The sequence below is a fragment of the Streptococcus sp. SN-1 genome, from assembly GCF_041154385.1.
GTDB lineage: Bacteria > Bacillota > Bacilli > Lactobacillales > Streptococcaceae > Streptococcus > Streptococcus mitis_CT.
Map to the genome: position 1 here is coordinate 986,747 of NZ_AP028929.1, position 21,708 is coordinate 1,008,454.

15 protein-coding genes are annotated in these 21,708 nt (G+C 40.7%); 13 read left to right on the forward strand and 2 right to left on the reverse strand.

Going from position 1 to position 21,708, the window contains the following annotated elements; genetic code table 11:
- Window positions 1–3 precede the first annotated feature (3 nt).
- Window positions 4–1,722 carry a phospho-sugar mutase gene (locus tag ACAM22_RS04385; protein ID WP_203175383.1) on the reverse strand — a complete coding sequence of 573 codons (1,719 nt, stop codon included), beginning with the start codon at window positions 1,720–1,722 and terminating at the stop codon, window positions 4–6.
- 153 nt (window positions 1,723–1,875) lie between these two features.
- Between ACAM22_RS04385 and ACAM22_RS04390 the strand changes: the two genes are divergently transcribed.
- The 12 genes from ACAM22_RS04390 to ACAM22_RS04445 all read left to right on the forward strand — a co-directional run bounded on the left by ACAM22_RS04390 (window position 1,876) and on the right by ACAM22_RS04445 (window position 19,761).
- A complete protein-coding gene (locus ACAM22_RS04390) occupies window positions 1,876–3,777 on the forward strand; it encodes an ABC-F family ATP-binding cassette domain-containing protein (protein WP_261028084.1) in 1,902 nt (633 codons plus the stop codon).
- Between the two features lie 2 nt (window positions 3,778–3,779).
- On the forward strand, window positions 3,780–4,643 hold the full coding sequence (locus ACAM22_RS04395) for a MutR family transcriptional regulator (protein WP_369606995.1): 864 nt from the start codon (window positions 3,780–3,782) through the stop codon (window positions 4,641–4,643).
- Between the two features lie 79 nt (window positions 4,644–4,722).
- Window positions 4,723–5,901, forward strand: coding sequence for an MFS transporter (locus ACAM22_RS04400; protein WP_265526308.1), 1,179 nt, complete (start codon window positions 4,723–4,725; stop codon window positions 5,899–5,901).
- 92 nt (window positions 5,902–5,993) lie between these two features.
- Window positions 5,994–7,952, forward strand: a complete 1,959-nt coding sequence (ligA, locus tag ACAM22_RS04405) for an NAD-dependent DNA ligase LigA (RefSeq protein WP_265526307.1) — start codon at window positions 5,994–5,996, stop codon at window positions 7,950–7,952.
- A gap of 116 nt (window positions 7,953–8,068) precedes the next feature.
- The gene (pulA, locus tag ACAM22_RS04410) at window positions 8,069–10,348 is read left to right on the forward strand and encodes a type I pullulanase (RefSeq protein ID WP_369607015.1); all 2,280 of its coding nucleotides are present in this window, start codon (window positions 8,069–8,071) and stop codon (window positions 10,346–10,348) included.
- Window positions 10,349–10,614: 266 nt separating this feature from the next.
- A complete protein-coding gene (locus ACAM22_RS04415) occupies window positions 10,615–12,039 on the forward strand; it encodes an NADP-dependent glyceraldehyde-3-phosphate dehydrogenase (RefSeq protein ID WP_369606996.1) in 1,425 nt (474 codons plus the stop codon).
- A 275-nt stretch (window positions 12,040–12,314) separates the two neighbouring features.
- Window positions 12,315–14,243, forward strand: coding sequence for a 1,4-alpha-glucan branching protein GlgB (gene glgB, locus ACAM22_RS04420; RefSeq protein ID WP_153193453.1), 1,929 nt, complete (start codon window positions 12,315–12,317; stop codon window positions 14,241–14,243).
- Window positions 14,233–15,375, forward strand: a complete 1,143-nt coding sequence (locus ACAM22_RS04425; RefSeq protein WP_060805493.1) for a glucose-1-phosphate adenylyltransferase — start codon at window positions 14,233–14,235, stop codon at window positions 15,373–15,375. Before glgB ends, ACAM22_RS04425 begins: the two co-directional genes overlap by 11 nt.
- Window positions 15,365–16,504 (forward strand): glucose-1-phosphate adenylyltransferase subunit GlgD, encoded by a 1,140-nt coding sequence (gene glgD, locus ACAM22_RS04430; protein ID WP_101776712.1) that lies wholly within the window; start codon window positions 15,365–15,367, stop codon window positions 16,502–16,504. Before ACAM22_RS04425 ends, glgD begins: the two co-directional genes overlap by 11 nt.
- Window positions 16,501–17,934, forward strand: coding sequence for a glycogen synthase GlgA (gene glgA, locus ACAM22_RS04435; RefSeq protein ID WP_369606997.1), 1,434 nt, complete (start codon window positions 16,501–16,503; stop codon window positions 17,932–17,934). Before glgD ends, glgA begins: the two co-directional genes overlap by 4 nt.
- 58 nt (window positions 17,935–17,992) lie before the next feature.
- Window positions 17,993–18,637, forward strand: coding sequence for a phosphoserine phosphatase SerB (gene serB, locus ACAM22_RS04440; RefSeq protein WP_261053535.1), 645 nt, complete (start codon window positions 17,993–17,995; stop codon window positions 18,635–18,637).
- Window positions 18,638–18,645: 8 nt separating this feature from the next.
- On the forward strand, window positions 18,646–19,761 hold the full coding sequence (locus ACAM22_RS04445) for a glycerate kinase (protein ID WP_369606998.1): 1,116 nt from the start codon (window positions 18,646–18,648) through the stop codon (window positions 19,759–19,761).
- Here the strand turns inward: ACAM22_RS04445 and ACAM22_RS04450 are convergent.
- Window positions 19,758–20,204, reverse strand: a complete 447-nt coding sequence (locus ACAM22_RS04450; protein WP_101776709.1) for a DUF1694 domain-containing protein — start codon at window positions 20,202–20,204, stop codon at window positions 19,758–19,760. The two genes, ACAM22_RS04445 and ACAM22_RS04450, sit on opposite strands and share 4 nt — an antisense overlap.
- A gap of 163 nt (window positions 20,205–20,367) precedes the next feature.
- Between ACAM22_RS04450 and eno the strand changes: the two genes are divergently transcribed.
- Complete coding sequence (gene eno / locus ACAM22_RS04455; RefSeq protein ID WP_000022821.1) at window positions 20,368–21,672, forward strand: surface-displayed alpha-enolase; 1,305 nt, start codon at window positions 20,368–20,370, stop codon at window positions 21,670–21,672.
- The last annotated feature ends 36 nt before the right edge of the window (window positions 21,673–21,708 follow it).

A 21,708-nucleotide genomic window follows, 5' to 3' on the forward strand; every position in this document is an offset into this window, starting at 1 on the left:
GACTTATTTTACAAAAGCATTGATTTCTGCTTCGATGTTAGCAATCTTAGCTTGTGATTTTTCGTTGGTTTCCCCTACAACTGCAATGTAGAACTTGATTTTTGGTTCTGTCCCTGAAGGGCGAACAGCAATCCATGAACCGTCAGCAAGTGTGTATTTCAAAACATCACTTGGAGGAGTTGTCAAGTTTGTAACAGTACCGTCAGCAGCAGTAGCAGTTTGTGCCTTGAAGTCTTCTACGACAGTGATAGCTGTTGTGTTCCATTCTTTTGGAGCATTGTTACGGAATTTAGCCATAATCGCTTTGATTTGTTCAGCACCATCGACACCTGAAAGAGTAACAGAGATTGTCTTTTCTGCGTAGTAGCCGTACTCTTTGTAGATTTCTTCGATACCATCAGCAAGTGTCAAACCGCGTGAACGGTAGTAGGCAGCAAGTTCAGCAACGACTAGAACAGCTTGGATAGCGTCTTTATCACGTACGAATGGTTTAATCAAGTAACCGAAGCTTTCTTCAAATCCCATCATGTAAGTGTGATTGTGTTTTTCTTCGAATTCTTGGATTTTTTCAGCGATAAATTTGAAACCAGTCAAGACGTTGAACATAGTTGCGCCGTAGCTTTCAGCAATCTTAGTTACCAAGTCAGTTGATACGATAGATTTGCAGAGAGCGGCATTTTCAGGAAGAGTTCCAGCATTTTTGTGGGCTTCCAAGATGTACTTAGCCATGATAGCACCGATTTGGTTACCTGAAAGGTTGAGGTAGCTACCATCTTTTTGAAGAACTTCCACACCAACACGGTCAGCGTCTGGGTCAGTTGCTACAAGAACATCTGCACCAACTTGACGACCAAGTTCTTCAGCAAGTGCAAAGGCTGCTTGGCTTTCTGGGTTTGGAGATTTTACAGTTGAGAAGTCTGGGTCAGCAGTTGCTTGCGCTTCAACGACTTGAACAGAGTCAAATCCTGCTTGGGCAAGAGCACGACGAGCCAACATTTCACCAGTACCATGAAGTGGTGTGTAGACAATCTTCATGTCTTTACCAAATTCTTCAATCAAGGCTGGGTTGATGTTTACGTCCTTAACCTCTTTAAGGTATTCTACGTCAACAGCTTCTCCGATAACTTCAATCAAGCCAGAAGCTTTTTCAGCTTCCACATCAGCAACTTCTACCGCAAATGGGTTTTCGATTGCACGGATATAAGTAGTCAAAGCGTCTGCGTCGTGTGGAGGCATTTGTCCACCGTCTTCACCGTAAACCTTGTAACCGTTAAATGGAGCAGGGTTGTGGCTGGCTGTGACCATGATACCTGCGAAACAGTTGAGATGACGAACTGCAAATGAGAGTTCTGGAGTTGGACGAAGGCTTTCAAATACATAAGATTTGATGCCGTGTTTAGCAAGAACTGCCGCAGATTCAAAGGCAAACTCAGGTGAGAAGTGACGGCTATCGTAGGCGATTGCGACACCACGTTCTTTTTCGTTTCCACCTTTTGACTCAATCAAACGAGCCAATCCCTCAGTAGCTTGGCGAACAACGTAGATGTTGATGCGGTTTGTACCAGCACCAATCAAGCCACGCATACCTGCAGTACCAAATTCAAGATTTGTATAGAAGGCATCTTCCTTTGTTTTTTCGTCCATATTTTCCAAATCTTGACGAAGGTAGTCAGGAAGCTCCGCAAAATCAACCCATTTCTGGTAATTTTCTTGGTAAGACATTAAAATTCTCCTTTTTGTAAATTGTTTTAACCGTTCACATTATAGCACTTTTTAGCGTTTTAGTAAAACGGTAGCATAATTTTCAGAAAAGTAGTGACATATGCCTGTTTATCAAGTCTTGAATGCCTTAGGGAAACATGCTATACTACTTGTATGATTATTTTACAAGCTAATAAAATTGAACGTTCATTTGCAGGAGAGGTTCTTTTTGATAATATCAACCTGCAGGTTGATGAACGTGATAGGATTGCCCTTGTTGGGAAAAATGGAGCAGGTAAGTCTACTCTTTTGAAGATTTTGGTTGGAGAAGAGGAGCCAACTAGCGGAGAAATCAATAAGAAAAAAGATATTTCTCTGTCTTACCTAGCCCAAGATAGCCGTTTTGAATCTGAAAATACCATCTACGATGAGATGCTTCATGTATTTGATGACTTACGTCGGATGGAGAAACAACTTCGTCAGATGGAGCTGGAGATGGGTGAAAAGTCTGGTGAAGATTTAGAGAAACTGATGTCAGATTACGATCGCTTATCAGAGAATTTTCGCCAAGCAGGTGGCTTTACCTATGAAGCCGATATTCGAGCGATTTTAAATGGATTCAAGTTTGATGAATCTATGTGGCAGATGAAAATTGCTGAGCTTTCTGGTGGTCAAAATACTCGCTTGGCACTTGCCAAAATGCTTCTTGAAAAGCCCAATCTCTTGGTCTTGGACGAGCCAACCAACCACTTGGATATCGAAACCATCGCCTGGCTAGAGAATTACTTGGTAAATTATAGCGGTGCTCTCATTATTGTCAGCCACGACCGTTATTTCTTGGACAAGGTTGCAACGATTACGCTGGATTTGACCAAGCATTCTTTGGATCGCTATGTTGGCAACTACTCTCGTTTTGTCGAGCTGAGGGAGCAAAAGATAGCTACTGAGGCAAAAAACTATGAAAAGCAACAGAAGGAAATTGCAGCTCTGGAAGACTTTGTCAATCGCAATCTAGTCCGAGCTTCGACGACCAAACGTGCCCAATCTCGTCGTAAACAACTGGAAAAAATGGAGCGTTTGGACAAGCCTGAAGCTGGTAAGAAATCAGCCAACATGACCTTCCAGTCTGAAAAAACGTCGGGCAATGTTGTTTTGACTGTTGAAAATGTGGCTATTGGCTATGATGGGGAAGTACTGTCAGAGCCTATCAACCTAGACCTTCGTAAGATGAATGCTGTTGCTATCGTTGGTCCCAATGGTATCGGCAAGTCAACTTTTATTAAATCAATCGTGGACCAGATTCCTTTTATCAAGGGTGAAAAGCGATTTGGCGCCAATGTGGAGGTTGGTTACTATGACCAAACCCAAAGTAAGTTGACAGCAAGTAATACGGTGCTGGATGAACTCTGGAATGATTTTAAACTGACACCAGAAGTTGAAATCCGTAACCGTCTAGGTGCCTTTCTTTTTTCAGGAGATGATGTTAAAAAATCAGTTGGTATGCTGTCTGGAGGAGAGAAAGCTCGTTTGCTTTTGGCTAAATTGTCTATGGAAAACAACAACTTCTTGATTCTGGACGAGCCGACCAACCATCTGGATATTGATAGCAAGGAAGTGTTGGAAAATGCCTTGATTGATTTTGATGGGACCTTGCTCTTTGTCAGCCACGACCGTTACTTTATCAATCGTGTGGCAACTCATGTTTTAGAATTATCTGAAAATGGTTCGATTCTCTATCTTGGAGATTACGACTATTATGTCGATAAAAAGGCTGAAATGGAAGTCAGTCAGATAGAGGAAGATTCAACCAGCAATCAAGCAAAAGAAGCAAGTCCAGTCAATGATTATCAGGCACAGAAAGAAAGTCAAAAAGAAGTTCGTAAGCTCATGCGACAAATTGAAAGTCTAGAAGCTGAAATCGAAGAGTTAGAAAGTCAAAGCCAAGTCATTTCTGAACAAATGTTGGAGACAAACGATGCCGAAAAACTGATGGAATTGCAGGCTGAACTGGACAAAATCAGCCACCGTCAGGAAGAAGCCATGCTTGAGTGGGAAGAATTGTCAGAGCAGGTGTAAAGATGGAACATCTTGGAAAAGTATTTCGTGAATTTCGGACAAGTGGTAATTATTCCTTAAAGGAGGCCGCAGGCGAGTCCTGTTCAACTTCTCAGTTATCTCGCTTTGAGCTTGGGGAGTCTGACCTAGCAGTCTCACGTTTCTTTGAGCTTTTGGATAACATTCATGTCACAATCGAAAATTTCATGGATAAGGCAAGGAATTTTCATAATCATGAACATGTTGCCATGATGGGACAAATTGTGCCTCTTTACTATTCAAATGATATTGCAGGTTTTCAAAAGCTTCAAATAGAACAACTTGAAAAGGCTAAGAGTTCGACGACTCCCCTTTATTTTGAGCTGAACTGGATTTTGTTACAAGGTTTGATTTGTCAAAGAGATTCGAGTTATGAGATGAAGCAGGATGATTTGGATAAGGTAGCAGATTATCTCTTTAAAACAGAAGAATGGACCATGTATGAGTTGATTCTGTTTGGTAACCTCTATAGTTTCTACGATGTGGATTATGTCACTCGGATTGGTAGAGAAGTTATGGAGAGGGAGGAATTTTACCTAGAGATTGGTCGCCATAAGAGATTAGTGTTGATTTTGGCCCTCAATTGTTACCAGCATTGTTTAGAGCATTCTTCTTTTGACAATGCAAGCTATTTTGAGGCTTATACAGAGAAGATTATTGGTAAAAACATTAGTCTGTATGAACGAAATATTTTACATTACTTAAAAGGTTTTGCCTTGTACCAAAAAGGACAGTGTAAAGAAGGCTGTAAGCAGATGAAAGAGGCCATGCATATTTTTGACGTGCTAGGTCTTCCAGAGCAAGTAGCCTACTATCAGGAACACTACGAGAAATTTGTCAAAGATTAATTTTCCCAAATAAGGGAAAAAATAAAAAGCTCCTTTCAGTTTTGATACAATAGTTTCAAAATTTGAGAGGAGTTTTTATATGAATCGCTATGCAGTACAGTTGATTAGTCGTGGAGCTGTTAACAAGATAGGGAATATGCTCTATGATTATGGAAATAGTGTCTGGTTGGCTTCCATGGGGACTATCGGGCAGACTGTTTTAGGAATGTATCAGATTTCTGAACTCGTCACATCTATTCTCGTAAATCCCTTTGGCGGAGTCATTTCAGACCGATTTTCTCGTCGTAAGATTTTAATGGAGACAGACCTTGTTTGTGGGATTCTTTGTCTGGCTATTTCTTTCATAAGGAATGATAGCTGGATGATTGGGGCTTTGATTGTTGCTAACATTGTGCAGGCTATTGCTTTTGCCTTTTCTAGACCGGCAAATAAGGCCATTATCACAGAATTGGTAGAGAAGGATGAACTGGTCCTCTACAATTCTCGTTTGGAATTAGTGATGCAGGTTGTCAGTGTGAGTTCCCCTGTACTATCTTTTCTGGTCTTACAATTTGCAAGTCTTCGCATTACCTTGGTATTAGATGCCCTTAGTTTTTTTCTCGCTTTTGGCTTAGTAGCCTTGCTTCCAAAGAAAGAAGAGAAGACTTTGGGGGAGAAGAAACTTACATTCAAAGTTATTTTTTCTGATATCAAGGAGGGAGTTCACTATATTGTGAAGCAAAAGGAAATCTTCTTTTTGTTAGTCATGGCTTCAAGTGTCAATTTTTTCTTCGCAGCTTTTAATTACCTCCTTCCCTTTTCGAATCAGCTTTACGGGTCAGAAGGAGCCTATGCCACTATTTTGACAATGGGGGCTATCGGATCTATTGTTGGGGCTTTGCTAGCTAGTAAGATTAAAGCCAGTATGGAAATGCTTCTGTTTTTATTGGCTCTGACTGGACTTGGAGTGATGATAATGGGCTTCACTCTCCCATCCTATCTGACTTTTTCAGGAAATTTCGTTTGTGAATTGTTTATGACGATGTTCAATGTTCACTTTTTTACTCAGGTACAAACCAAGGTTGAAGGTGAATATCTTGGTAGAGTTCTCAGTTCGATTTATACCTTAGCTATACTATTTATGCCTATTGCAACAGGTTTAATGACCTGGCTTCCAAGTGTTCATCTTTATTCTTTCTTGATTATTGGGCTAGGAGTTGTCATCTTATCCTTCTTAGCTTTAGGCTATGTACGAACTCGTTTTGAAAAAGAGACATAAGTTTGTTTGGACTTCAAAAATAATTCCAATCTAAGTGTTTTTTCCGCCCTTCTCGTTTGTGAGGAGGGCTTACTTTATGGTAAAATGGTTTTATGAATAAAAGAATGAATGAGTTAGTCGCCTTGCTCAATCACTATGCAACTGAGTACTATACCAGCGATAATCCCTCGGTTTCAGATAGTGAGTATGATCGCCTTTACCGAGAGTTGGTTGAGTTAGAAACTGCCTATCCAGATCAAGTGTTAGCAGATAGTCCGACCCATCGTGTTGGTGGCAAAGTCTTAGATGGTTTTGAAAAATACAGTCATCAGTATCCTCTTTATAGTTTGCAGGATGCTTTTTCACGTGAGGAGCTTGAAGCTTTTGACGCGCGTGTTCGTAAGGAAGTGGCTCATCCGACCTATATTTGTGAGCTGAAAATCGATGGCTTGTCTATCTCGCTTACTTATGAAAAGGGGATTTTAGTTGTTGGTGCAACACGTGGAGACGGTTCTGTTGGGGAGAATATCACAGAAAATCTTAAGCGTGTTAAGGACATTCCTTTGACCTTGCCAGAAGAACTAGATATCACAGTTCGTGGGGAATGTTACATGCCACGCGCTTCTTTTGACCAGGTCAACCAAGCTCGCCAAGAAAATGGAGAGCCTGAATTTGCCAATCCTCGTAATGCGGCGGCAGGCACACTACGTCAGTTGGATACAGCAGTAGTTGCCAAGCGTAATCTTGCGACTTTCCTCTATCAAGAAGCCAGCCCTTCAACTCGTGACAGCCAAGAAAAGGTTTTGAAGCACCTAGAACAGCTCGGTTTTGTAGTCAATTCTAAACGAATTCTGGCTGAAAGCATGGATGAGATTTGGAATTTTATCCAAGAAGTAGGAGAGGAACGGGACAATCTGCCTTATGATATCGATGGGGTGGTGATCAAGGTCAATGACCTAGCAGGTCAAGAAGAACTTGGTTTTACCGTTAAGGCTCCAAAGTGGGCAGTGGCCTACAAGTTTCCTGCTGAGGAAAAAGAAGCTCAACTCTTATCAGTTGATTGGACAGTTGGCCGTACGGGTGTTGTAACCCCAACTGCGAATCTAACACCAGTACAACTAGCCGGAACAACTGTTAGCCGTGCGACCCTGCACAATGTGGATTATATTGCTGAAAAAGATATCCGAAAAGACGACACGGTTATCGTTTATAAGGCTGGTGACATCATCCCTGCTGTTTTACGAGTGGTAGAGTCCAAACGGGTTTCTGAAGAGAAACTGGATATCCCTACAAACTGTCCAAGTTGTAACTCTGACTTGCTGCACTTTGAAGATGAAGTGGCCCTGCGTTGTATCAATCCGCGTTGCCCTGCTCAAATCATGGAAGGCTTGATTCACTTTGCTTCTCGTGATGCTATGAATATTACAGGCCTTGGTCCATCTATTGTTGAGAAACTCTTTGCTGCTAATCTGGTTAAGGACGTGGCAGATATTTATCGTTTGAAAGAGGAAGATTTTCTTCTTTTAGAGGGGGTTAAGGAAAAGTCTGCTTCTAAACTGTATCAAGCCATTCAAGCATCTAAGGAAAACTCTGCTGAAAAACTCTTGTTTGGACTAGGGATTCGCCATGTCGGAAGCAAGGCCAGTCAGTTGTTACTTCAACATTTTCATTCAATTGAAAATCTGGCTCAGGCAGATCCAGAGGAAGTGGCTAGTATTGAAAGTCTGGGTGGTGTGATTGCCAAGAGTCTTCAGACTTACTTTGCTACAGAAGGCTCTGAAATTCTCCTCAGAGAATTGAGAGAAGCTGGGGTCAATCTGGACTATAAAGGTCAGACAGTAGTTGCGAATGCGGCCTTGTCAGGTTTGACCGTGGTATTGACTGGAAAATTGGAACGTCTCAAGCGCTCAGAAGCTAAAAGTAAACTCGAAAGTCTGGGTGCCAAAGTGACAGGCAGTGTTTCTAAAAAGACCGACCTCGTCGTGGCAGGTGCAGACGCTGGAAGTAAACTGCAAAAAGCACAAGAACTTGGTATCGAGGTTCGAGATGAAGCTTGGCTAGAAAGTCTGTAATGATTGTTTAAAATCAGAGTTTAGACAGTATAACTAGTTTGTTAATCGGGACAAAATCGGTCAAGAATTTATTAGTGAAACAGAAACAAATTAAAAAAGGAAAAGGAAAAATAAAAATGTATAACTACCCTATGCGCATTCATTACCATCGCAAGAATGGTGAATACGACACTTGCTCTTTTGTAAAGAGTAAGGATCAACGAATTGATTTACTGACTTACCAAGAAGATTATTTTGGTGCTTTATTTAGTTTCGAACACCCAAGTGCTCATCCCTTAGAAAGCTTGAATTTTGTGGTTCATACCGGCCAAACTAGTAAAGAATATGCTATCCGTTTTAATCACTATCCCCTCTTAACAGAGGTCTGGATTTTGGAAGGCGATGATAGAATTTATTATTCTGAAAATCCTGCAATTGCAAGTCCTTTCTATAAAAATCAAAATCCTTTTGCTTTTGACAAGGCTATCAATAGCGCTAGTTTCGACCACCACTGGGGCTACCAAGGGGAATTGGGGTGCTGTGTAGAGGACAATCAGGCTCATTTTGCTCTCTGGGCTCCAACAGCGACAGAAGTGCAGGTTGTCGTTTATGAATCAGCTACTAATGATGCTCCTGTTTGGAAGACTTTTGAGATGGAGAGAGGCAATAGCTACTCTTATAACCATAAGGACAATACTATTGGTGTCTGGAGTTTGGATGTTGAGGAAGATTTGACTGGTAAGGCTTATCAGTATCAAGTCCAATTCCCTCACCACCAAACACTGACACGCGATCCTTACACCATCGCGACCAGTCCTGATGGCAAACGTTCAGCTATCCTGAGCCATGAAGAAAAGCAAGTTGCAAACTTCGAGGTCAAGCACGGTGCTGAGGCTACTTGGCGCTTGGCAAATCCATGTAAGGCAGTTATTTGTGAAATGCACATTCGTGATTTGACCAAATCACCGACCTCAGGTGTAGATGAACATCTTCGAGGAACTTTCTTAGGTGCTGCTCAGACTGGAACGGTTAACCAGTATGGCCAGTCAACTGCTTTTGATTACATCAAGAAGATCGGCTACAATTATGTTCAGTTGCAACCAATTGCAGATCGTCACAAAGAATATGATGCGGATGGAAATGTAACCTACAACTGGGGTTATGACCCACAAAACTATAACGCGCCAGAAACGAGCCTTTCAACAAACCCAGATGATCCTGCTCAGGTTATTCGTGATTTGAAGACCATGGTTCAAGCTTACCACGATGCGGGAATTGGTGTTATTATGGATGTGGTCTATAACCATACCTTCTCAGTTGTTGATGCACCTTTCCAAACAACTGTCCCTGATTACTATTATCGTATGAATCCAGACGGTACCTTCCAGAATGGAACAGGCGTTGGAAATGAAACAGCCAGTGAACACGAAATGTTCCGCAAGTATATGATTGATTCTCTTCTATACTGGGTGCAGGAATACAATATTGACGGCTTCCGTTTTGACTTAATGGGGATTCATGATGTCAAGACCATGCAGATGATTCGTCAGAGTTTGGATGAAATTGACCCTAACATTATCCTTTATGGAGAAGGTTGGGACATGGGAACAGGTCTTGCCCCTTATGATAAGGCTAAGAAAGACAACGCCTACGAAATGCCAAATATTGGTTTCTTTAATGACAATCAGCGTGATGCTGTCAAAGGTGGAGAAGTTTATGGTGCTATCAAGTCAGGTTTTGTCAGCGGTGCTGCGACAGAGCCAATTCTTGCCAAAGCAATCCTAGGCAGTCGTGAATTAGGAACCTATACACTTCCAAATCAAGTACTTAACTATGTGGAAGCCCATGACAATTACAATCTTCACGATTTATTGGCAACTCTTCATCCAGACCAAAGTTCAGAACAAATCATGCGCAAGGTTGAGACAGCCACAGCTATGAACCTACTCATGCAAGGGATGGCCTTTATGGAAATCGGTCAAGAATTTGGTCGTACCAAACTAGTTGCGACTGGTGAAAATGGTGAGTTGACCCATGATGATAGAGAGCGTGCGATGAATAGCTATAATGCTCCAGACAGTGTGAACCAAGTGAACTGGGACTTGATTAATGAGCGTCAAGATAGTATTGAGTTTATCCGTCAGATGATTCGATTGAAGACAGGAACCGGTGCCTTTTCTTACCCTACTTATGATGAAATTTACCATCATGTTTTTGTTCATTCAGCAAATGAACATAGTGGTTTGATTGTCTATGAGATTCAAGGGGAAGACCATTTACTGGTTGTATTTAATGCTAAAGGGCAAGACTTCCAGTTTGAAAATGCTGGAAATCTAGAACTATTGGTGACCAATAGCCATTTAAGTGATAAAGACATGGTTGGTGGCGTTAGCACCAGCGTCTTTAAAGTCTTGTAGAAAAAATCAAAAGTTTTCAATTGTATCGTATAATTTCTAGGATATCTTCTTGCTAAAAATTATAAAACTCAATGAAGAATAACATAGCATGAAAAAGGTTTAGTTCATCTAAGCCTTTTCTTCTTGTACTGACTGCTTAACAAAAGAGTTCAAATAGTTTGAAAAGTCAAGCTTGTGAAAATAATCTCAAAAATATTGTAAAAAGGGTTGTAATTTTCTGAAAATTTGGTAAAATATATCTTAATCATTTTCAGGAGGACGAGAATTTGACAAGATATCAGAATTTAGTAAATGGAGAATGGAAATCATCTGAAAAAGAAATTACGATTTATTCACCAATCAATCAAGAAGAATTAGGGACAGTACCCGCTATGAGCCAAGCAGAAGTAGATGAGGCTATGCAAGCTGCGCGTGCAGCATTGCCAGCATGGCGAGCTTTATCAGCAGTTGAACGTGCGGCTTATTTGCATAAAACAGCAGCTATTTTAGAACGCGATAAGGAAGAAATTGGTACTATCCTTGCCAAAGAAGTAGCAAAAGGGATTAAAGCAGCAATTGGAGAAGTCGTGCGTACAGCAGACTTGATTCGTTATGCTGCTGAGGAAGGTCTCCGTATCACTGGACAAGCAATGGAAGGTGGTGGTTTTGAGGCAGCAAGTAAAAATAAACTGGCTGTTGTCCGTCGTGAGCCGGTTGGAGTCGTGCTAGCTATTGCTCCCTTTAACTATCCAGTCAACCTTTCTGGATCTAAGATTGCTCCGGCCTTGATTGCAGGGAATGTGGTTATGTTTAAGCCACCAACACAAGGTTCCATTTCTGGTCTCTTGTTGGCTAAAGCCTTTGAAGAAGCAGGGATTCCAGCAGGTGTTTTCAATACTATTACGGGTCGTGGTTCAGAAATTGGAGATTATATCATTGAGCACAAAGAAGTCAACTTCATCAACTTTACAGGTTCAACTCCTATTGGAGAACGTATTGGTCGTTTAGCTGGTATGCGTCCTATCATGTTGGAGCTTGGTGGGAAAGATGCAGCTCTTGTACTAGAAGATGCAGATTTGGAACATGCTGCCAAGCAAATTGTTGCGGGTGCCTTTAGCTACTCAGGCCAACGTTGCACGGCCATTAAACGGGTCATTGTTCTTGAAAGTGTAGCAGATACATTAGTTACTTTGCTTCAAGCAGAGGTTGCTAAATTAACAGTTGGTGATCCATTTGACAATGCTGATATTACACCTGTTATTGACAATGCTTCAGCCGACTTCATCTGGGGCTTGATTGAGGATGCGCAAGAAAAAGGGGCTCAGGCTCTTACACCAATCAAACGTGAGAGCAATCTTCTCTGGCCAGTGCTTTTTGACCAAGTTACAAAAGATATGAAAGTAGCATGGGAAGAGCCATTTGGCCCTGTTTTACCAATTATTCGTGTGGCTAATGTAGAAGAAGCAATTGCCTTTGCCAACGAATCTGAATTCGGCCTTCAATCCTCAGTCTTTACAAATGATTTCAAAAAGGCCTTTGAAATTGCTGAAAAACTTGAAGTGGGTACAGTTCATATTAATAATAAAACCCAACGTGGTCCAGATAATTTCCCATTCCTTGGTGTCAAAGGTTCTGGAGCTGGAGTGCAAGGAATTAAATATAGCATTGAAGCGATGACAAATGTCAAATCCATTGTTTTTGATGTGAAATAAAATGTAAAGTCAGGAAATTGTTTTCCTGGTTTTATTTTTTACTTTAAAACAACAATTTTATTAGTAAAATGACGAACTTTATGATAGTATTGTAAAAAAACAATTCGTTTTCATAATCTGTTTGAAAATTTCTTGATTTACAAGTGAACACATCAGTGAATTTGTTGAAGACTTTCAAAAGATTTTTTTGCAAATTCCGTAATTTACTTGAATCTTCCCTAAAAAGGTAGTATAATAAATCTATAGAAAACGCTTACAGAAAAAGAGGAGGTATTATGGATAAAAGAGAAGCTTTGCGCACCTTTATGACAGGAGAAAATTTTCACCTTCAGCATTATCTAGGAGCACATAGGGAAGAACTAAATGGAGAGTACGGTTATACATTTCGTGTGTGGGCTCCCAATGCTCAGGCTGTCCACTTGGTGGGGGATTTCACCAATTGGGTAGAAAATCAAATTCCGATGGAACGAAATGAATTTGGAGTTTGGGAAGTCTTTACCAGCCTTGCTCAAGAAGGACAAATTTATAAGTATCATATCACGCGTGCAAATGGTCATCAGTTGATGAAGATTGACCCTTTGGCTGTACGATATGAGGCACGTCCGGGAACTGGAGCGATTTTAACAGATATTCCAGAAAAGAAATGGAAGGATGGGCTTTGGTTAGCTCGTAGAAAACGCTTGAGCTTTGAAGAGCGTCCTGTCAATATTTATGAGGTCCATGCTGGATCTTGGAAGAGAAATCTTGATGGCACACCTTATAGTTTTGCTCAATTGAAAGATGAACTCATTCCTTACTTGGTTGAGATGAACTATACTCACATTGAGTTTATGCCCTTGATGTCTCACCCTCTCGGTTTGAGTTGGGGTTACCAGCTTATGGGTTACTTCGCTTTAGAGCATGCCTATGGTCGCCCTGAAGAGTTTCAAGATTTTGTTGAGGAATGTCACTTAAACAATATTGGGGTTATTGTAGACTGGGTACCTGGTCATTTCACCATTAATGATGATGCCTTAGCTTATTATGACGGGACACCGACTTTTGAGTACCAAGACCATAATAAGGCTCATAATTACGGTTGGGGTGCACTCAATTTTGACCTTGGAAAAAATGAAGTCCAGTCCTTCTTGATTTCTAGCATTAAGTTTTGGATTGACTTTTATCATTTGGACGGTATTCGCGTGGATGCGGTTAGCAACATGCTCTATCTTGACTACGATGATGCTCCATGGACACCTAATAAAGATGGTGGCAATCTCAACTATGAGGGTTATTATTTCCTTCAACGCTTGAATGATGTGATTAAACTAGTTCATCCAGATGTTATGATGATCGCAGAAGAAAGTTCGTCAGTAACCAAGATTACGGGAATGAAAGAGCTTGGTGGTCTAGGATTTGACTACAAGTGGAATATGGGCTGGATGAATGATATTCTCCGATTCTATGAAGAAGATCCGATTTATCGTAAATATGACTTTAATTTGGTGACTTTCAGCTTTATGTATGTTTTCAAGGAAAATTATCTCTTACCATTCTCACATGACGAAGTGGTTCACGGTAAGAAGAGTATGATGCACAAGATGTGGGGAGATCGTTATAATCAATTCGCAGGCTTGCGCAATCTCTACACTTACCAAATTTGTCACCCTGGTAAGAAATTGCTCTTCATGGGTAGTGAATACGGCCAATTCCTAGAATGGAAATCTGAAGAGCAGTTGGAATGGTCTAATCTAGAAGATCCAATGAATGCTAAGATGAAGTATTTCACTTCTCAGCTAAACCAGTTTTACAAAGACCATCGCTGTCTGTGGGAAATCGATACCAGCTATGATGGGATTGAAATCATTGATGCGGATAATAGAGATCAGAGTGTTCTTTCCTTCATCCGTAAGGGTAAGAAGGGCGACATGCTAGTCTGCGTCTTTAATATGGCACCTGTTGAACGAAGAGATTTTACAATCGGACTACCCGTTGCAGGAATTTACGAAGAAGTATGGAATACTGAGTTAGAAGAATGGGGAGGCGTTTGGAAAGAACATAATCAAACTGTTCAAACGCAAGAAGGACTATGGAAAGATTATGAGCAGACCTTGACCTTTACCCTACCGGCTATGGGAGCAAGTGTTTGGAAAATCAAACGCCGCTTGAAATCTGTAAAAACCGTCACAAGTAAAAACCAAAAAGGAGTAGAAAATGAAGAATGAAATGTTAGCTTTGATTCTTGCCGGTGGGCAAGGAACTCGTCTCGGAAAACTCACTCAAAACCTTGCGAAACCAGCTGTACAATTTGGCGGACGCTACCGTATCATTGACTTCGCTCTTTCAAACTGTGCCAACTCAGGGATTCACAATGTTGGAGTCATCACCCAGTATCAACCACTTGCTCTTAACAATCATATTGGAAACGGTTCAAGTTGGGGATTAGACGGTATTAATTCTGGTGTCTCTATTCTTCAACCGTATTCTGCAAGTGAAGGAAATCGTTGGTTCGAAGGGACTAGTCATGCTATTTACCAAAATATCGACTATATCGACAGTGTCAATCCTGAGTATGTCTTGATTCTGTCTGGGGACCATATCTACAAAATGGATTATGATGATATGCTCCAGTCTCACAAGGATAATAATGCCAGTTTGACAGTAGCAGTTCTGGATGTTCCTCTGAAAGAAGCTAGCCGTTTTGGTATTATGAACACAGATGCCAATAACCGCATTGTTGAATTTGAAGAAAAACCAGCTCAACCTAAATCTACCAAAGCTTCTATGGGAATCTATATCTTTGATTGGCACCGTCTCCGCAATATGCTCGTTGCTGCTGAAAAGAGCAATGTAGATATGTCAGACTTTGGTAAAAATGTCATTCCAAATTACCTTGAGTCAGGTGAAAGTGTCTATGCATATGAGTTTAATGGCTACTGGAAAGATGTTGGTACCATTGAGTCACTTTGGGAAGCAAATATGGAGTACATTTCTCCAGAGAATGCCTTGGACAGCCGTAACCGTCAATGGAAGATTTACTCAAGAAACTTAATTTCACCACCAAACTTCCTTGGGGCAAATGCTCATGTGGAAGATTCCTTGGTTGTTGATGGCTGTTTTGTAGATGGAACTGTTAAACATTCTATCCTTTCAACAGGTGCGCAAGTTCGCGAAGGGGCAGAAGTAGTAGATTCAGTTATCATGAGTGGTGCAATTGTTGGTCAGGGAGCTAAAATCAAACGTGCCATTATTGGTGAAGGTGCAGTTATTTCGGACGGTGTCGAAATTGATGGAACAGAAGAAGTACAAGTTGTAGGATATAATGAAGTAGTGGGGGTAGCAACAGATGAAGATTGATAAATATTCAGCCATTTTAGGAAATACAGTTGGTTTTCATGATATGTCAACACTGACAGACCACCGTCCAGTAGCTAGTTTGCCATTTGGTGGTAAATATCGTTTGATTGACTTCCCACTTTCCAGTCTTGCTAATGCAGGTGTCCGTAGTATCTTTGGTATTTTCCAACAAGATAATATCAGTTCTGTCTTTGACCATATCCGTTCAGGACGTGAGTGGGGCTTATCAACCCTTCTTAGCCACTATTATCTAGGTATTTACAATACCCGTGTGGAAAGTAGTACAGTTGGAAAAGAATACTACCAACAGCTTCTTACTTATTTGAAACGTTCTGGCTCAAACCAAACAGTTGCCCTCAACTGTGATGTTTTGATTAATATTGATTTGAACCAAGTTTTCCATCTACATAGTACAACAAAAGGGCCTATCACTGTAGTTTATAAAAAACTAGCTAAGAAAGACATTTCAGAAGTAAACGCAATCTTGGAAGTGGATGAAACAGACCATGTTCGTTCTCATAAACTCTTTGATAGCAAGTTACCAGATCAAATCTATAACATGTCTACAGATATCTTTGTCGTTGATACACCTTGGTTGATAGAACGCTTGGAAGAAGAAGCTAAAAAAGAACATCCAGAGAAGTTACGCTATGTTTTACGGGATTTGGCTGCAAAAGAAGGGGCTTTTGCCTACGAGTATACAGGCTACCTTGCAAATATTCATTCTGTAGAGTCTTATTACCAAGCTAACAAAGATATGCTTGAATCACAAAAATTCTACTCTCTCTTCTCACCAAACCAAAAGATTTATACAAAGGTCAAAAACGAAGAGCCAACTTACTATGCCAATACATCTAAGGTAAGTACTTCTCAGTTTGCTTCTGGTAGTATCATTGAAGGTCAAGTGGCTAATTCTGTTTTATCACGTAATATTCATGTCCATAAGGATAGCTTGGTTAAAGATAGTCTACTCTTCCCTCGCGTTGTTATTGGAGAAGGTGCTCAGGTCGAATATGCTATCTTGGACAAGGGTGTGGAAGTTGAGCCAGGTGTTGTGATTCGAGGAACTGCAGAACATCCAGTTGTCGTTAAGAAAGGTAGCAAAGTAACAGAGGATATTCATTCATGAAAATTTTATTTGTAGCAGCAGAGGGTGCACCCTTCTCAAAAACAGGTGGTTTGGGAGACGTTATTGGCGCTCTTCCAAAATCACTGGTAAAAGCTGGACATGAAGTTGCAGTGATTTTACCCTACTATGACATGGTAAAGGCTAAATTTGGAAATCAAATTGAAGATATTCTTCATTTTGAGGTGTGTGTTGGTTGGCGCAGACAGTACTGTGGGATTAAGAAAACAGTACTAAATGGTGTGACCTTCTACTTTATTGACAACCAATATTATTTCTTCCGTGGTCATGTTTACGGTGATTTTGATGACGGAGAACGCTTTGCCTTTTTCCAACTTGCTGCCATTGAGGCTATGGAAAGGATTGACTTTATTCCTGACCTTCTCCATGTTCATGACTACCATACAGCTATGATTCCTTTCTTGTTAAAGGAAAAATACCGTTGGATTCAAGCCTATCAAGGAATAAAAACTGTTTTAACCATTCATAATTTGGAATTCCAAGGACAATTCTCAGAGGGAATGTTATGGGATTTGTTTGGAGTTGGCTTTGAGCGTTATGCTGATGGTACCCTTCGATGGAACAACTGTCTGAACTGGATGAAGGCTGGTATTCTTTATGCTGACCGTGTTTCAACCGTTTCACCTAGCTATGCTCATGAAATTATGACCAGTCAGTTCGGATGTAACTTGGATCAAATTCTTCGAATGGAATCAGGTAAAGTATCTGGTATCGTGAATGGGATTGATGCTGACCTGTATAATCCTCAGACGGATGCTCTTTTAGACTATCATTTTAATCAGGAAGATTTGTCTGGAAAAGCCCAGAATAAGGCAAAATTGCAAGAAAGAGTTGGCTTGCCAGTTAGGGCTGATGTTCCACTGGTGGGAATTGTTTCTCGTTTGACACGTCAAAAAGGTTTTGATGTGGTGGTGGAAAGTCTGCACCATATCTTGCAAGAAGATATTCAGATTGTTCTTTTGGGAACTGGTGATCCAGCCTTTGAGGGAGCATTCTCATGGTTTGCTCAGATTTACCCAGACAAGCTATCAGCTAATATCACTTTTGATGTCAAACTAGCTCAAGAAATCTACGCTGCTTGTGACCTCTTCCTCATGCCAAGTCGTTTCGAACCGTGTGGCTTGTCTCAGATGATGGCTATGCGTTACGGAACCTTGCCATTGGTCCATGAAGTTGGAGGCTTGCGAGATACCGTTCGCGCTTTCAATCCAATCGAAGGAAGTGGTACTGGCTTTAGTTTTAACAATCTATCACCTTACTGGTTAAATTGGACTTTCCAAACAGCTTTGGACTTGTATAGAAACCATCCTGATGTTTGGAGAAATTTACAAAAACAAGCTATGGAGTGTGATTTCTCATGGGATACAGCTTGCAAGTCATATCTTGACTTGTACCATAGTTTAGTTAATTAATAGATAAAATCGTATGATGACTTCATACGATTTTTAGGCTGTTTAGAGAGGAGAACTGATGTTTCAAGTAAAAGGCTTGTGTGTTATGGATGTAGATGGAACCTTAATCCTAGAAGAAGTGATTGATCTTTTGGGAAGAGAGGTAGGTCGTGAGGAGGAAATTTCGCTGATTACAAGTCGGGCAATGCAAGGAGAGTTGGACTTTGAAAGCAGTTTACGAAAAAGAGTGTCCTTGTTGGAAGGTCTTCCTGTTTCGGTTTTTGATAAAGTCTTCAACACTATTCATCTAACGTCAAATGCCCAGGAATTCATTTCCATTCTCCAAAAGAATGGAATCCTAGTTGGTCTGGTGTCAGGTGGATTTACTCCAATAGTTGAGAGATTAGCAAAATCCCTCGACATTGCCTATTTCTCTGCAAACCAACTTGAAGTCAAAGACGGTTTTCTAACAGGAAAGTTAGTTGGACAAATTATTAATCCCGAAGTCAAAAAAGCAACTCTGGAAAAATGGAGAGAGGAACTAAAACTTTCTAAAGAAAGAACGATTGCAATCGGTGATGGGGCCAATGATTTATTAATGTTGAAGTCGGCGGAGCTAGGAATCGCCTTTTGTGCCAAAGAAGTGCTCAAAAAAGAAATACCGAATCATGTTGACAAGAGGGATTTTTTAGAAGTTCTTCCTTTGATTGACTGGTTAGAATGAGGGAAAATATGAAGATTGTAATTGCACCAGATTCATTTAAGGAAAGCTTGACAGCTCAACAGGTAGCTGAAGCAATAAAAAGAGGCTTCCAACAATCGATAGCAGATGTAGAATGCCTCCTCTGCCCTGTTGGTGATGGTGGCGAAGGTACAGTAGATTCCATTCGACATTCTCTTGACCTTGAAGAAAAATGGATCCAAGTGACAGGACCTTTTGGACAAAAAGAATCCATGCGCTATTTTCAAAAAAGTCAACTGGCACTATTTGAAGTTGCCGACTTGATTGGCCTTGGAAAAATTCCGCTAGAGAAACGAAATCCACTTCAAATCCAAACTTGTGGTATTGGAGAGTTGATTCACCATCTCATTGTTAAAGGGATTAAAGAAATCTATATCGGTGTTGGTGGTACGGCCAGTAATGACGGAGGAATTGGGATCGCTGCTGGTTTAGGTTATCGATTTTATAATAGGGATGGAAATGTCTTGCCCGCTTGCGGTCAGTCCTTATCAAACTTAGCTTCTGTTTCAATAGAAAATCGCTATGAAATTCCAGAAGATGTTCAAATTCGTATTTTAGCAGATGTCGTGAGTCCCTTATGTGGATATCAAGGTGCGACCTACACGTTTGGCAAGCAAAAAGGCCTAGATCCTACTATGTTTGAGGCCGTAGATCAAGCGATCCAAGATTTTTATGAAAAAGTCTCACCTGTAACATTAGAAATTAAAGGAGCAGGAGCTGGTGGAGGCCTTGCTGGTGGTTTGTGTGCCTTTGCTCAGGCAAGAATCGTATCTGGGATTGATACCTGTTTAGATTTGATTGATTTTGATAAGAAAGTTGCAGATGCTGACTTGGTTGTTGTAGGAGAAGGAAGGCTAGATCGTCAAAGTTTAGCAGGGAAAGCGCCGATAGGCGTAGCAAAAAGAACCCCTGTCGGAGTTCCTGTCATTGCTATTTGTGGTAGTCTTGCTGAAGATTTACCTTCCCCACCATTTGAAAATATCCAAGCAGCTTTTTCTATTTTAGAGAAAAGCGAACCTTTAGAAGATAGTTTGAAAAATGCCAGCCTCTATCTGGAGCGCACGGCAGCCAATATCGGGCACTTATTAACTATGCGCAATGTTTAGCCAAACCATTTCTTCCAGATGGATGTTTTGGCAGGTTCTTCCTTTTTACCTTCCCAAAGTTTTGCAAAAGCAAGTCGAAGATCCTTTTCTTCTACTTGAACTGGTGCATTGCTATGGATAATCAGGCCAAAAGGAGAAGAAGTATGCTCTTCAGATACAATGGTAGCTTGACTATCAGTTTCTTTAGCTTCTTTTAAATAGAAAACTTGCTTGTCAAATTCGATATTTGGAGAAATCTTTACAAATAGTGGCTCTGCTTTTTCCTGAAGGTTTTCTAAAATAGATAAAAAGCCTTTTTCTAACTGAGGGCTATTTGCTGTGTCAATATCTGCATATCCAAGAACTCTTTCCTCAAAAGTGCCAAGATAGCGTCTTTGCTCATCTGGATTTAATTTTGCTCCACCATGAGCTTTTTCAAGTAATTGTTTTGATAAATCTGTCATGAAAACAGTATATCATAAAAGTTAGAATAAAACAGACAAAAGAAAGCGATTACTTTATAAAGTTAAGGAAAATTTGCACAAAGATAACGTTTTTTCTTGAAAAAGGAGGGTTTTTAAGGTATTATAGAGGTGTAAAAAATTTAACTCATAAGGAGAGTAAAAAATGTCAATTATTACTGATGTTTACGCTCGCGAAGTCCTAGACTCACGCGGTAACCCAACACTTGAAGTAGAAGTTTATACTGAATCAGGTGCTTTCGGACGTGGTATGGTTCCATCAGGAGCTTCTACTGGTGAACACGAAGCAGTTGAACTTCGCGACGGTGACAAATCTCGTTACGGTGGTCTTGGTACACAAAAAGCTGTTGACAACGTAAACAACATCATTGCTGAAGCTATCATCGGCTACGATGTACGTGATCAACAAGCTATCGACCGTGCTATGATCGCTCTTGACGGTACTCCTAACAAAGGTAAATTGGGTGCTAACGCAATCCTTGGTGTGTCTATCGCTGTAGCTCGTGCTGCTGCTGACTACCTTGAAATCCCACTTTACAGCTACCTTGGTGGATTCAACACTAAAGTTCTTCCAACTCCAATGATGAATATCATCAACGGTGGTTCTCACTCTGACGCTCCAATCGCTTTCCAAGAATTCATGATCGTACCTGCTGGTGCGCCATCATTCAAAGAAGCTCTTCGTTGGGGTGCTGAAATCTTCCACGCACTTAAGAAAATCCTTAAATCTCGTGGTTTGGAAACAGCCGTAGGTGACGAAGGTGGATTTGCTCCTCGTTTTGAAGGAACTGAAGACGGAGTTGAAACTATCCTTGCTGCTATCGAAGCTGCTGGATATGTTCCTGGTAAAGACGTATTTATCGGATTTGACTGTGCTTCATCAGAATTCTACGATAAAGAACGTAAAGTTTACGACTACACTAAATTCGAAGGTGAAGGAGCAGCTGTACGTACTGCTGCAGAACAAATCGACTATCTTGAAGAATTGGTAAACAAATACCCAATCATCACTATCGAAGATGGTATGGATGAAAATGACTGGGACGGTTGGAAAGCTCTTACTGAACGTCTTGGTGGTAAAGTTCAATTGGTTGGTGACGACTTCTTCGTAACAAACACTTCTTACCTTGAAAAAGGTATTGCAGAAGGTGCTGCTAACTCAATCCTTATCAAAGTTAACCAAATCGGTACTCTTACTGAAACATTCGACGCTATCGAAATGGCGAAAGAAGCTGGTTACACTGCCGTTGTATCACACCGTTCAGGTGAAACTGAAGATTCAACAATCGCTGACATCGCAGTTGCAACTAACGCAGGACAAATCAAGACTGGTTCACTTTCACGTACAGACCGTATCGCTAAATACAACCAATTGCTTCGCATCGAAGACCAACTTGGTGAAGTAGCTGAATACCGTGGATTGAAATCATTCTACAACTTGAAAAAATAAAATAGTTCAGTGAACTATTTTATCCCGAACCTTGAA

What these genes read in the sequence shown, in the direction of transcription:
- ACAM22_RS04400 (WP_265526308.1), top strand. Translation starts at nt 4,723, where the DNA reads ATGAATCGCTATGCAGTACAGTTGATTAGTCGTGGAGCTGTTAACAAG.
- serB (WP_261053535.1), top strand. Translation starts at nt 17,993, where the DNA reads ATGTTTCAAGTAAAAGGCTTGTGTGTTATGGATGTAGATGGAACCTTA.
- ACAM22_RS04445 (WP_369606998.1), top strand. Translation starts at nt 18,646, where the DNA reads ATGAAGATTGTAATTGCACCAGATTCATTTAAGGAAAGCTTGACAGCT.
- glgD (WP_101776712.1), top strand. Translation starts at nt 15,365, where the DNA reads ATGAAGATTGATAAATATTCAGCCATTTTAGGAAATACAGTTGGTTTT.
- ligA (WP_265526307.1), top strand. Translation starts at nt 5,994, where the DNA reads ATGAATAAAAGAATGAATGAGTTAGTCGCCTTGCTCAATCACTATGCA.
- ACAM22_RS04385 (WP_203175383.1), bottom strand. Translation starts at nt 1,722, where the DNA reads ATGTCTTACCAAGAAAATTACCAGAAATGGGTTGATTTTGCGGAGCTT.
- ACAM22_RS04395 (WP_369606995.1), top strand. Translation starts at nt 3,780, where the DNA reads ATGGAACATCTTGGAAAAGTATTTCGTGAATTTCGGACAAGTGGTAAT.
- glgA (WP_369606997.1), top strand. Translation starts at nt 16,501, where the DNA reads ATGAAAATTTTATTTGTAGCAGCAGAGGGTGCACCCTTCTCAAAAACA.
- ACAM22_RS04390 (WP_261028084.1), top strand. Translation starts at nt 1,876, where the DNA reads ATGATTATTTTACAAGCTAATAAAATTGAACGTTCATTTGCAGGAGAG.
- ACAM22_RS04450 (WP_101776709.1), bottom strand. Translation starts at nt 20,204, where the DNA reads ATGACAGATTTATCAAAACAATTACTTGAAAAAGCTCATGGTGGAGCA.
- glgB (WP_153193453.1), top strand. Translation starts at nt 12,315, where the DNA reads ATGGATAAAAGAGAAGCTTTGCGCACCTTTATGACAGGAGAAAATTTT.
- eno (WP_000022821.1), top strand. Translation starts at nt 20,368, where the DNA reads ATGTCAATTATTACTGATGTTTACGCTCGCGAAGTCCTAGACTCACGC.
- ACAM22_RS04425 (WP_060805493.1), top strand. Translation starts at nt 14,233, where the DNA reads ATGAAGAATGAAATGTTAGCTTTGATTCTTGCCGGTGGGCAAGGAACT.
- pulA (WP_369607015.1), top strand. Translation starts at nt 8,069, where the DNA reads ATGTATAACTACCCTATGCGCATTCATTACCATCGCAAGAATGGTGAA.